This window comes from Asaia sp. SF2.1 (assembly GCF_000505765.1).
Classification (GTDB): Bacteria; Pseudomonadota; Alphaproteobacteria; order Acetobacterales; family Acetobacteraceae; genus Asaia; species Asaia bogorensis.
Map to the genome: position 1 here is coordinate 50,733 of NZ_AYXS01000003.1, position 10,037 is coordinate 60,769.

Sequence of the window (10,037 nt, forward strand, 5' to 3'; positions counted from 1 at the left end):
CGTTATCGGAATGATCGCGTGTCATGGTCGAGTTCTCACTCTGCAGGGATTCTAAAAGAGGCGCCCTGTCGAAGGGCCAGAATTTCGGTTGTGCCGACCCAGCCATTCACGGTGATGAATTCACCGGCGTTGCTGTGGTCGGTTGAGAAAAGGGTGAATTGCCCGTCTAGATCGAAGCCTAGTTCAGGCATCATAGGATCGAGATCACCTCTTACGGCGAGGCCGGTCGCACCTTGCGCCATGCCCTCACACTGGATGAAGAGAAGCGGTATAGTGACACCCAGACCGGGGGCTACCTGCAGCATCTGTGCAGCACGCCCGCTCAGCAGGAACGCGCGGTAGCAGGCTTCCGCGTTCTCGACCTGATTAGCTATGATGGTGTTGTCAGCCGTCGAAGCCGACGGAGAAGTCTCATTATGACGAGGCTCGCCGGATCTGTTGTTCATGCCACCACCATGCGGGATTCGTTGCTGGCCGCGAAGCGTTCCTGCAATACCTGGTTGAAATCCGTCGCCTCTCCTTCCGGGAGCGCCCGCACGTAACGGACACAATTTTCGAAGGCGAGCTCGAAGAGCATCCTGGCGTAACGATCTCCGGCTGTGTCCTTATCCGTAGCGACGATCAGATAGGATTGCTGATCGGGGACTATGGCTTCCATCTCTGCCTCAAGGGCCGCGATAGTCTCCGGCCCCATGGCGCCACCAGTCGCGACGTAGAGCGTATCACTTCCACATTCGGCATCCATGGCGGCAAAGGAGAGCGCGTCGATCGGCGCCTCAGCCACGACCAGACGACGCACGGGCGTGCCGGGCCTAGTCTGGAAGCGGAAGAGCGTCTTGACGCTATTGCTCAGTTGGATGCGCGTATCCGGCCCACGCAGCTCGACACCCGTGACTGCTCCCTGACCGTCGCAATAGCTGAACCAGGCAGCATGGAAACCGTCACGGATCGATCCATTGGCCGAAGCCTTTCGCAGCAGCCATTCCGGCAAGCCGCGCGTTTGGGCCAGATACTGCCACGCCTTGGTTCCCTTGCGCAGCGTCTTCGCCTTGGCCCAGCGCTCCGAGGGAGGACGTGCGTCGGTGGATGCCTTCTGTGCCCGGATCCAAGGGATCGAAGCGGGCTCGACACCGACTAGCTGGCCCAATTCCTTGCACACCTCATGAAATGGAAGGCCAGGATTGAAAACGCGCATCAGGGAAAAGACGTCTCCCTTGCCGAGCGTCCCGCCCGTATCCCACCAACCATGACCATGATGGTTGACGATGACCGTCTCTCCCTTGCCGCGCCGATATTTCAAGCACTTGCGCGTGCTGTCTTTCTTATCGAGAGCGTAACCGTAACGCTCCAACAGAAGCGCACAGGAGACGCCGGAAGTAATGGCAGCGCGATCAGCCTCAGATAATTCGAAAAATGCCATGATCATTACTCCTCAACGAAAGGCGTGAAGCCGAACTACTATGAGCGCGGCCATTCCCTACAGATAGATACTATCATGTTTACCGGGAGATACAACAAAAAAGCTCAATATTACACAATAAACATACAATATCGTGCCGTTTCGATACTTAGCGATACTTCGCAGGACCGGTTTCGTTCAATAAAGAAAAGCAACAGCCTTTCGTTCGACCTGTGCCGGAGGCAAAGGGTCGAAAGGATAGCGCAGCGACGCCTTTCGTTCTTTAATCGCGTGCAAGGTCTCTCCAGCAAAAAGACCGAAAAACCCGTTTCTATGTTCGGTTGAGAGCCGTTTCTCCGTCCCGGCCTGACAATAATCCTGCGACGCGCGCAACAGAGGTCAAGATGGGTTCGCAGGGGACCCGTCTGCACGTAGGCGACCGAAGAGAGCCGGAGGAAGATGGGGTGGAACCCGTCTTGACCGGCGTGAGCATGTTGCAATCCTGACTTTCGCCGGGATCTTCAATAGTAGACGCTTGTCATACCGGGGCATGGTTCTTTCCGCGGTCTACAGAGGCAGCCGCAACATGGCATCTGATGAGGCCGGTGCCCGAATGTCCCGATCGCATTCACGCGAGAGCGTGTTGCAACGAAAGGCGCGGGGTCACCAAGCCTCGTCCCGGTAGGGACAAACTACCGCCCTATCGGGCGGGTCTCGGAAACTGGTGTCACAAGGATCATGATGTTCTCAGGCGACTGCGGGCAGCGCACCCGCACAGTCAGCTTTGTTTCCCCAGTTGAATACGTCGCCGTTACGCCAAAGCGTATGCAGTAGAACGGCAATCTTTCTCGCGACGGCGACTTTCGCCCGGCGCATGCCAATACGTTTTGCCATCACCAGGCCCCAGGTTTTCAGGGCACACTCGCGTGGATGGCGTGACAGGAGAACGTTCGCAGCCTCGAACAGGTAGGATCGCAGGAGAGCATCCCCGCATCTGGATATACGCCCGACACGATCCTCTTCGCCGGATTGGTAGCGCCGAGGCGTGAGACCGACATACGCACCGACCGAACTGGAACGTTTGAACCGATCGGGATCATCGATAGTGGCTGAAAAGGCCAATGCAACGATCACGCCTACTCCGGGGACCGACATCAGCCTCTGCACCGTTGCATCTGACTTGGCACGTGCATTGACCCTCGTGTCGAGAACAGCAACCTGCTCTCGCAACGCCTGCCATGCAATCAGCAAAGGCTCTATCACAGCCATCAAGACGTCGTTTTCACCGATCGCATCACGCACCCTAGGTGCGAAAAGCCCGCCTGAGCATCGGACGATGCGGAGTCCGTATGTCTTCAGGATGCCCCGGATGGTGTTCGCCATAGTCTGACGCTGCGCCACGAGCTGGGCGCGCGCCACCAGCAGGATCTTGAGGGCGTGGGAGTCCATACTTTTGACGGCTACCTCGCGATACCAACCTGTGCGGACAACGTGGGCCAGACCGAGCGCATCGTTGTCATCGGTCTTGTTGAGCTGCAGGCTGAGAGCCGCCTTCGCGTGACGGGCATCGAGACAGATGACCGGGACATGGCGGCGCCGGAGACTGAGCGTGAGCCAATTCGAGAGCTGTCCGGTTTCCAGGCCAACACGTACCGCTCCTTGCGCATGAGCGTGCAGCGTATCGACAATCGCCTCAGGCGTGGACGCACATTTCCCGCGCCACAAAATGTCTCCTGCAGAGTTCACCACGCAGACCGACGTCATATCCAGAGAGACATCCAGGCCGACATATTTCAGATCATCATTGTGGGTAGCACACATGCTGTCCTCCATCATTTCCGTGACTGGGGTCATCATACACGTATGGCATCCCCTCTCGTCGCGATTACGCCATGTCCCGACGCTTTCAGGACCGCTGTGGACGGAGATGGGGTCAAGATGGGTTCTCAGGGGACCCGTCTGCACGAAGCGACCAACGGGAGCGGAGGAAGATGGGGTGGAAGCTGTCTTGACGCTATCGAGGCCTATGGCATGGCCTATTGCGATTGGTTCGGCTCAAGCATCGCCCTGATGAATGCGTCAACGGGATACGCCGAATGGCCAAGACCCGCAGGGGCTTGGGGCGGAGCCCGTGTCACGTGGCCCCGAAGGGGAGACGCCCGTGTTCTTCAGCGGGCATCGTAAAAAAGAGTGATGTGCGAGATGGATCAGATGCCTGACCAGGCGCGCGCATAATTATAGATATTCTGCCTGTCCTCGGCTTTGAGACGAGCCCCGCTCAGATGGGTCACAGCAAGAGCCGGCATTCCCCACAATGTCGCTTCCTGGGCGATCGGATTATGACGTGACGGATCGATCGAAGAGACATGGCCCTTGTCGATCATGTGCCCTGGTATTCTCTTGAGGGTGTCGAGCCCGATAACAAGAATGCGCCTGGGCGCATAAGCCTCGACCAATTGCTGGATTGTTCTGAGGGAGTACGCCTGAAGCTCACGACGGACAGGGAGCGGGATTGTTTTCCATTCGTTGACAGTGGCAGCGCGGAAGAAGTTGATATTGCCGCCCATCATGTCGGTCATACGATCTGCTGGCCAAATGTTGAGCAATGCCTTTGCAAGGCGCCAATCCTCTTTCGGGTCTGCATAGGCCAAGATATCCGGGGGACCTGCCGGGCGCTTTTCCTCCTCGGACATGGTCTTATCCTGCTCAGTACATCCCGGCTGGTATCCAAGAATGAAGAGCGAGGGTGTCACGATTTCTGGTCCATACAGGATCTGATATCCGTAATCCTTCCCGCCCATCTGTGGCGCCAGTCTGTCGTAGAGCTCGCGTGTCTCCGCGTAGGCAGTGCGATACTTCGTGTCGATCATGTTCGGCGCCCTCACTGGGAACAGGTTGGTTCCTGTGACCCGGATCCATAGTGACGCTATCGCAGTTCAGTGAGAAGTGACGGCGTGGCACACTATACGCGGATCACGTCCTGACCCGCGTACTCCAGCTCAAGGCCATACCAGCGCTTGAACCATTCCGGGCTGGGATGGATCACGAGGAGAGCGTCGAGGGCCTGTTTCGCCTGTTGATTGGTTGCGAAAGGACCGGCGAGCGTGTCGCCGCTGATATTATCAGCGACATGGAAGACGCCTGACCCATCAGGAGCAGATTCCAGATAAGGCTCGACGGGAGGTGGTGGTGCCGACGGATCGGCGATGTCGGAAAAATCGCCTGGAAAGACGGAGGCAATCGGAGTTTCCAGCAGATCGAGTACGGCGTTCACTCGGGCATTGGTGGAATCACCACGATCCGCCCAGAGATCCCAATCGATGCGCAGGAGGATCTCATTACCCAACCGTTCGCGCAGATCGCCTATCGTGTCGTCATGAGCAATGGACACGGCCACAAGGTCAGGCGCATTCGGCCCGATGAAGAGTTCGAGCGGCAGGGCGCTTTGATACAAGGAGCATAGGAATTTGAGCCTGACGGTTGTGAGGCAGGAAGAATGCATGCGTTTTCTCCTGTCGCGGTCGTGCTGCTGCGCAGTCGTCACGCGAGGTCGTGATGGAAATGGGTGAGGGTTTTGTGGCAGCATCGCGAGATGGCTATTTCCCGACGCAGATCGCGCAAAGCTGACAGCGGGGTGGGACAGCAGATGTCCCTCTTCCCGGTCGAGGCGCTATTGCGCCGTATCAGACCGGACAGGAATGAGTGGCGATATTATCGTCTGAGTATTCACCGCGATCTGTTCGGCGGCGCGACATTGCTGCGGCAATGGGGCCGCATCGGTACGGCGGGCAGCACGCGCGTCGATCTCTATCAGGATGAGGGAGAGGCCGCGAATGCGCTGACGCGCATGATCCGGTATCGAAAGAAACGCGGATACGCGCTTATCGGCAGCTGATCAGAAGCGTCGGGAGAAGCCGCGCAGCATCGGGTCGATGAGGGCGCGTCGCTCTGCACCGGTCGATCGTGAGCGCGGGGTGTAAGGGCTGATTTCCGGCTGAGGCAGCGCGGGATCAGCATTGTGACTCTGCAGGGAGAGGCTCGGGAACGGGTCAATACCGATCCGTTGTTCGAGCGCCACGAAGCTCAGCGCCTCGCAGACCGGCGCATCGTCATTGCGGCACAGCCACGCGCCGCCCCGCTCGTGAACGGGATCGTAGACCGCCTTCCAGATTGCAACGGGGACCGGAATGCGGTCCCAGCCGATCGTCGGCCCATTTGCCTGAAGCACGGGACCGGTCACGACATAGAGCTCGCCGACCCTGTGCGCCCAGTCGGCGACTGCCATCTCGATCCCGGTCCAGACCCCTTCGTTCAGGGCCGGGGTTTCGGGCACGACATTGGCGAGAGAGAAGGTCTCCTCCTGGGAGAGCTGATCGGGCGCGTCGCCGCTCGGGGTGAGATGGCCGCGATCGAGGCCAGAGCCGTGGTAATCCGCAAGCTCTGCACGCCGGCCATAAGGCAGCCCTGTTTCCGGATGGAAGAATTTCGTGACGCGTCCAAGGCTTTCCGCACTGTCGAGCGCCTCGTCTGTGAGGTGCTCGGCCGACCAGAGAGGAACGCGCGCGTCCAGTGACTGCATCGCAACATAGACCCTGCGACAGACGATCGCTGTATTTGGGTGGACAGACTGCGCAAGCAATGCGGGCGGCGTGTGGCCGACAGAAAGGTCATCGCAGGGGCGGGTCTGGGCATGAGCCATGGTCAGAGGCAGGGCCAAGGTCGCAAAGACGGCGGAGGCGCTGAGAAAAACGCGCAACATACTGAAATCCCTTTACTTTATTCCCGGAGCGGCGCTTATCTTTCCTCATGCGAGGAGAACCCATGATTCAGGCAAGTGCAAGGCTTCTTCGGTTTCCGGCCGAACGTTGCGCTGCGCCCACCTTCGCTCACCTGCTGGCGCAGCTCTCCGCAAATACCAGCATGGCCGATGAGTGCCTGCGCTATGGCCTGTCGGCGCCGGATCTGAATGCCTTGGGTGAGCAGGGCATCGCGATCGGTATGAAGATGCGTCGCCAGATCGTCTTGCCCGCCGATGCAGGCGAGGCCGCGGATAAACGCGAAATCTGGTTTGCTCCCGCTCGCGTCACCATGCTGCGAAGCATCACGCGTGTGCATGATATGACGTGGCGTGCTGAGCAGACCGGAGATCCGCAGGATCACCGGGCCGCGTTCAGCGCCCGCTATCGAGCCTGGCAGACGTGCAAACGATTGATCGCGGCCTGGGAGACGCTTTGCCTGGATGAAGGGGATGAGCGTCCGAGCGCGTCAATCCTCACCTTCAAGAATAAGGCGTCGGGCTGAGCGCTGGGCGCAATTGGCTACACGGCGCCAGCTGGCGCTGCGTGATGCGAGAAGAACATCCTCTTCAGAGGCGTCCCTGAGGAAGGCGGCTTCCGCCAGGGTTCGACGGGGATTTCCGAAATACGCGCAATGCGCTGCGGCTTGCATGTCGGCGGATGGGGCATAACCTTTGGCGGTATGAAGAGCGGTCCGCATGGCGAGATCCTTTCACCGTATGGCACGGCATTTCAGAGTGAAGTCTTATTCCCGATTGCGGCGGCGACAGCCGCCTGGGCGCGCAAGCGCCACTGGGCGAACCACTCGACGAGGTCGGCGCCCTCTACGGGATGATCCTCTCCGAAGGCCTCGGCTTCGTAGCCGAGTGCCTCCTCGATGAGCGAAATCAGGGGTTGGGGGTTCGCGTCCGGCATTGTCGGATCAGCGACGTGCGAGAAGCGTGGTGTGGTGAACAGGCCTGGTATCATCCCCGGCCAAGAGGCTCGGGCCGCATGTGCAGGTCAGGACCAGCATCACGAAAGCCGTGACATAGAGCGACATGGCCGCCATCTCGCGCGTGTTGGTGATTAGGGCCTGCTTGGTTTCTTTCGTCATGACGGGTTCCTTTTCGGGATGGATCGGAACACCCGGCGAGCGACATCTCCTGGCCCGCCTCGGTGGTCAGGACGGAGCCGACTATCTGTCTATTCTCCTCTTGACCCGATCCGCAGCTCATGGCGCGTGCAGCCCGGAAAGGGCGATGCGCCGGCACGGCGCGTCGGGAGCGGAGCGACAACCCCTTGTAGGGCTGTGCGCGCCATGAGAGCGGTCCCTCTCCTCTTCTTTCGTTTTCTTCAGCACCTCCCCAGCGGTCCACTGGCCTTTCGGGGCGGACGGCATTGGGGAGGATCAGTCTGGGCCAACGCCACTGATGGTGACGGTTAGCCAAAGCGATACCGCCGCGAGAGCGGTGAGAATGGGCGGTACGACGGGCGTTTCGGGTGTGGCTTCGCCATGCTGCTTCTGCATGACGTAGTTATGCACTTGAGCGGCAGCCTCTCGGGAACACCAAATGGCTCGGTTGCTCAATCTGGTGCGCCCAGTTTGTGAGGCTGATCGAGGCGATTTCCTTGCCCGTCGCGAGATCGAGGACGATCGCACCGCCGCAATACGCATCAAGGCATGGCTTGCTGCAATCACCAGTCCAGATCAGACTCCAGCGAACCGGCAGGGTGAGCTTCTTCTCGCAGCAGGCATACACGAAGGTCAGGACGTCTTCGACCGACCCACTGTCATCGTGGTGAATCCACAGATGCTGCAAATCGTTATCGGGAGGCTCGTTCGCCTCGGCTTCAAAGCCGAGGAAATCCGATTCAAAGGGCCCGTCCTCGCCCTCTGCGCGCATAGTTTCGAGCAAGGCGAGGGCCTGAGTGACCGCTTCTGCGTTCTGTAGCGGCAGAAGCGTGGAAAATTTGGTGTAGTAATCGGCCATTACGGTCAGTCCTCGTCGAAGAGTGGAAGGGTTTCATCGAACGGGCCATCCGCATCGAGCAGGACGTAATCGCAGTCCAGCTCACGGGCGCGGGCGATGATCCTGACAAGTGCGGGAATTTCGCTCCAATGCTCCGGGTTCGGGTCGGCCGATACGTAGATCAGCCACCCCCTTTCACCCGTCATCGAGCTGCTTGATGCATAGGGCGGTTGTTCGGTAAGCAATCCAGTCAGCTGCTCGCGGTCGTGCCGCGAGAGATGGCCCGTGCTGAGATCGAGGAATTGACGAACGCTCATGCGTCGTGCTCCTTCAGCCAGACGCGCAGGCGTCGGGCCGCGTCGTGGCTCTCGGGGTGGCGTGTGTCCAAAATTGCGCGCGCAAGGATTCCATCCAGATCCCGACGCATGTCGCGATCCGTCCGGAGGAAATCCGAGGCACCGCAGGTCAGAATCAGGTCTTCGCTGCCGGATGCCCGGACCTCGGCAAGGATATCCGTATCCTCGACCGTATCGGGGTCGAGGGAGGCAGTTGATCCATCAGGCAGGATGACGGAACGGACGCCGCCACTGGTATCGTCAGAAACACCTGACAGCACGATGCGTGCTGCCGTTTCTGCGTTGCAGGCCTCTATCGAGAGGGTCGCCTCATCTATCATGATGAGGCGTTCGACGATTTTTACATCGAAGCGAGGCATGGCCCTTACTCCGTTCCGCTATGCGGGATGCAGTAACCAGCGCTCATAAGCTCGGTCGCCACGGCGAATGGGTGGTGACGGTCCTTGTATCGCCTGGTCATGATTGACGCGTCGGTACGGTCGAACAAGGAGCAGCGCGAGTTTGTGAGCAACTGAACACGGGCATTGATCATCCGCAGCCAGCCATAATAGCCGAGATGCCCATGAGCATGAGGCGTGAACTCGTCGGGCTCGGCATCTGTCCAGACAGGAGCGCGATCGCTGAGCTGGAATGGAGCCGTTTCTGCCCCCCACATGCGCACGGGGGGCGTTCCGTCCTCGATCGTCGCATCGAGCATAATGGTGAACAGGAACGCCTCCTCGCGCAGCCCGCCGTCCCGAGCACAGCTGGCGTACCAGCGCGGCTTGCGCGCGCCTGGAGCGATCTCGGCGCAAACGAGAAAGGACAGTTCGCGCGATCGCTGACGGATCAGCTGGCCGAAACTGTTCATCGCGCTCGCAAGGGAGGCTGCGTTCGTGGCGTCTGCCTCATGGGAGAGGTCTGCAAAAATCCCGGGCGTGGGCTCGATCGCATACTGATCGGCTTTTTCAACGCGTGCGGCGGGGGACGCGACCAACTGGAAGCGGGTCATCGTGAGTCTCCTGAATACGAAAAAGCCGCCTTGCGGCGGCTTGAGGGAATGGGAAGGATCAGGCTTCGGCGCGGGAGGTGAAGACATACTCGGCACCGCCGAACGACTTGCTCCATGGCGTGTCTTCCTGCCTGGCGCAGTCGCTGTAATGATCGAATGTGCCGGTCTTGAACCGGTCGGTGATCTCGGACACTTCATCTTCAGACGGGCCTTCGCTCCAGCGAACGTAGATGCAGCCGTACTCCGACTTGCGAACGCTGAATTTCGTTGTCTTGAACGCAGCCTTGAGAAGTTTGCGGATGTTTTTCGCGGCGAGTGCTCCGTCGCGAGCGTCACCCTGTTCCAGATCGGCGTAAGCCGCATCGGCTTTCAGGGCCTCGACCGCACGTGCGAACGCCGCCTCTTCCTCGCGTTCCTTCGCGAGCTGCGCAGCCTCGAGATCCGATGCAAGTTTCTCGAGCTCGGCAAGACGCCAACCTTCGGCGAACCCCGCTTCCTTGGGGTATATTTTCCACTGCGGGCCATGAATGATGCACTCCGGTA

Annotated in this window: 15 protein-coding genes; 2 read left to right on the forward strand and 13 right to left on the reverse strand. The window is 59.5% G+C overall.

Annotated features, from left to right (window positions below; all coding sequences use genetic code 11):
• Positions 1-35 precede the first annotated feature (35 nt).
• The 5 genes from P792_RS23575 to P792_RS23595 form a co-directional block, all read right to left on the reverse strand.
• Positions 36-446, reverse strand: coding sequence for a hypothetical protein (locus tag P792_RS23575; RefSeq protein ID WP_023977740.1), 411 nt, complete (start codon positions 444-446; stop codon positions 36-38).
• A complete protein-coding gene (locus tag P792_RS23580; RefSeq protein WP_081866736.1) occupies positions 443-1,420 on the reverse strand; it encodes a DUF3991 and TOPRIM domain-containing protein in 978 nt (325 codons plus the stop codon). Before P792_RS23580 ends, P792_RS23575 begins: the two co-directional genes overlap by 4 nt.
• A 726-nt stretch (positions 1,421-2,146) precedes the next feature.
• Positions 2,147-3,235, reverse strand: coding sequence for an IS110 family transposase (locus P792_RS23585; RefSeq protein WP_369794198.1), 1,089 nt, complete (start codon positions 3,233-3,235; stop codon positions 2,147-2,149).
• Between the two features lie 371 nt (positions 3,236-3,606).
• On the reverse strand, positions 3,607-4,269 hold the full coding sequence (locus P792_RS23590) for a hypothetical protein (RefSeq protein ID WP_023977743.1): 663 nt from the start codon (positions 4,267-4,269) through the stop codon (positions 3,607-3,609).
• A 92-nt stretch (positions 4,270-4,361) separates the two neighbouring features.
• Positions 4,362-4,901 carry a hypothetical protein gene (locus P792_RS23595; protein ID WP_023977744.1) on the reverse strand — a complete coding sequence of 180 codons (540 nt, stop codon included), beginning with the start codon at positions 4,899-4,901 and terminating at the stop codon, positions 4,362-4,364.
• A gap of 144 nt (positions 4,902-5,045) precedes the next feature.
• Between P792_RS23595 and P792_RS23600 the strand changes: the two genes are divergently transcribed.
• On the forward strand, positions 5,046-5,294 hold the full coding sequence (locus P792_RS23600) for a WGR domain-containing protein (RefSeq protein ID WP_035439351.1): 249 nt from the start codon (positions 5,046-5,048) through the stop codon (positions 5,292-5,294).
• On the opposite strand, the gene P792_RS23605 is transcribed toward P792_RS23600, so the two are convergent.
• Positions 5,295-6,158, reverse strand: a complete 864-nt coding sequence (locus tag P792_RS23605; protein ID WP_023977746.1) for a DNA/RNA non-specific endonuclease — start codon at positions 6,156-6,158, stop codon at positions 5,295-5,297.
• Positions 6,159-6,220: 62 nt separating this feature from the next.
• Between P792_RS23605 and P792_RS23610 the strand changes: the two genes are divergently transcribed.
• Positions 6,221-6,700: a hypothetical protein gene (locus tag P792_RS23610; protein ID WP_023977747.1), complete on the forward strand. Its 480-nt coding sequence runs from the start codon at positions 6,221-6,223 to the stop codon at positions 6,698-6,700.
• A gap of 227 nt (positions 6,701-6,927) precedes the next feature.
• On the opposite strand, the gene P792_RS23615 is transcribed toward P792_RS23610, so the two are convergent.
• From P792_RS23615 to P792_RS37365, 7 genes are all read right to left on the reverse strand, one after another.
• On the reverse strand, positions 6,928-7,110 hold the full coding sequence (locus P792_RS23615; RefSeq protein WP_023977748.1) for a hypothetical protein: 183 nt from the start codon (positions 7,108-7,110) through the stop codon (positions 6,928-6,930).
• Positions 7,111-7,117: 7 nt separating this feature from the next.
• Positions 7,118-7,291: a hypothetical protein gene (locus P792_RS37360; protein ID WP_023977749.1), complete on the reverse strand. Its 174-nt coding sequence runs from the start codon at positions 7,289-7,291 to the stop codon at positions 7,118-7,120.
• A gap of 421 nt (positions 7,292-7,712) precedes the next feature.
• Entirely contained in the window at positions 7,713-8,168 is a 456-nt protein-coding gene (locus tag P792_RS23620) for a hypothetical protein (protein WP_023977750.1), read from the reverse strand.
• 5 nt (positions 8,169-8,173) lie between these two features.
• Positions 8,174-8,464, reverse strand: a complete 291-nt coding sequence (locus P792_RS23625; RefSeq protein WP_023977751.1) for a hypothetical protein — start codon at positions 8,462-8,464, stop codon at positions 8,174-8,176.
• On the reverse strand, positions 8,461-8,862 hold the full coding sequence (locus tag P792_RS23630; protein WP_023977752.1) for a hypothetical protein: 402 nt from the start codon (positions 8,860-8,862) through the stop codon (positions 8,461-8,463). The genes P792_RS23625 and P792_RS23630 overlap by 4 nt, the downstream gene beginning before the upstream one ends.
• Positions 8,863-8,867: 5 nt before the next feature.
• Entirely contained in the window at positions 8,868-9,494 is a 627-nt protein-coding gene (locus P792_RS23635) for a hypothetical protein (RefSeq protein ID WP_023977753.1), read from the reverse strand.
• A gap of 58 nt (positions 9,495-9,552) precedes the next feature.
• On the reverse strand, positions 9,553-10,037 hold a 485-nt coding region (locus P792_RS37365; RefSeq protein WP_023977754.1), incomplete at its 5' end, for an LPD29 domain-containing protein.

What these genes read in the sequence shown, in the direction of transcription:
- P792_RS23615 (WP_023977748.1), bottom strand. Translation starts at nt 7,110, where the DNA reads ATGCCGGACGCGAACCCCCAACCCCTGATTTCGCTCATCGAGGAGGCA.
- P792_RS23590 (WP_023977743.1), bottom strand. Translation starts at nt 4,269, where the DNA reads ATGATCGACACGAAGTATCGCACTGCCTACGCGGAGACACGCGAGCTC.
- P792_RS23580 (WP_081866736.1), bottom strand. Translation starts at nt 1,420, where the DNA reads ATGGCATTTTTCGAATTATCTGAGGCTGATCGCGCTGCCATTACTTCC.
- P792_RS23585 (WP_369794198.1), bottom strand. Translation starts at nt 3,235, where the DNA reads ATGATGGAGGACAGCATGTGTGCTACCCACAATGATGATCTGAAATAT.
- P792_RS23605 (WP_023977746.1), bottom strand. Translation starts at nt 6,158, where the DNA reads ATGTTGCGCGTTTTTCTCAGCGCCTCCGCCGTCTTTGCGACCTTGGCC.
- P792_RS23600 (WP_035439351.1), top strand. Translation starts at nt 5,046, where the DNA reads ATGTCCCTCTTCCCGGTCGAGGCGCTATTGCGCCGTATCAGACCGGAC.
- P792_RS23595 (WP_023977744.1), bottom strand. Translation starts at nt 4,901, where the DNA reads ATGCATTCTTCCTGCCTCACAACCGTCAGGCTCAAATTCCTATGCTCC.
- P792_RS23630 (WP_023977752.1), bottom strand. Translation starts at nt 8,862, where the DNA reads ATGCCTCGCTTCGATGTAAAAATCGTCGAACGCCTCATCATGATAGAT.
- P792_RS23610 (WP_023977747.1), top strand. Translation starts at nt 6,221, where the DNA reads ATGATTCAGGCAAGTGCAAGGCTTCTTCGGTTTCCGGCCGAACGTTGC.
- P792_RS23635 (WP_023977753.1), bottom strand. Translation starts at nt 9,494, where the DNA reads ATGACCCGCTTCCAGTTGGTCGCGTCCCCCGCCGCACGCGTTGAAAAA.
- P792_RS37360 (WP_023977749.1), bottom strand. Translation starts at nt 7,291, where the DNA reads ATGACGAAAGAAACCAAGCAGGCCCTAATCACCAACACGCGCGAGATG.
- P792_RS23620 (WP_023977750.1), bottom strand. Translation starts at nt 8,168, where the DNA reads ATGGCCGATTACTACACCAAATTTTCCACGCTTCTGCCGCTACAGAAC.
- P792_RS23575 (WP_023977740.1), bottom strand. Translation starts at nt 446, where the DNA reads ATGAACAACAGATCCGGCGAGCCTCGTCATAATGAGACTTCTCCGTCG.
- P792_RS23625 (WP_023977751.1), bottom strand. Translation starts at nt 8,464, where the DNA reads ATGAGCGTTCGTCAATTCCTCGATCTCAGCACGGGCCATCTCTCGCGG.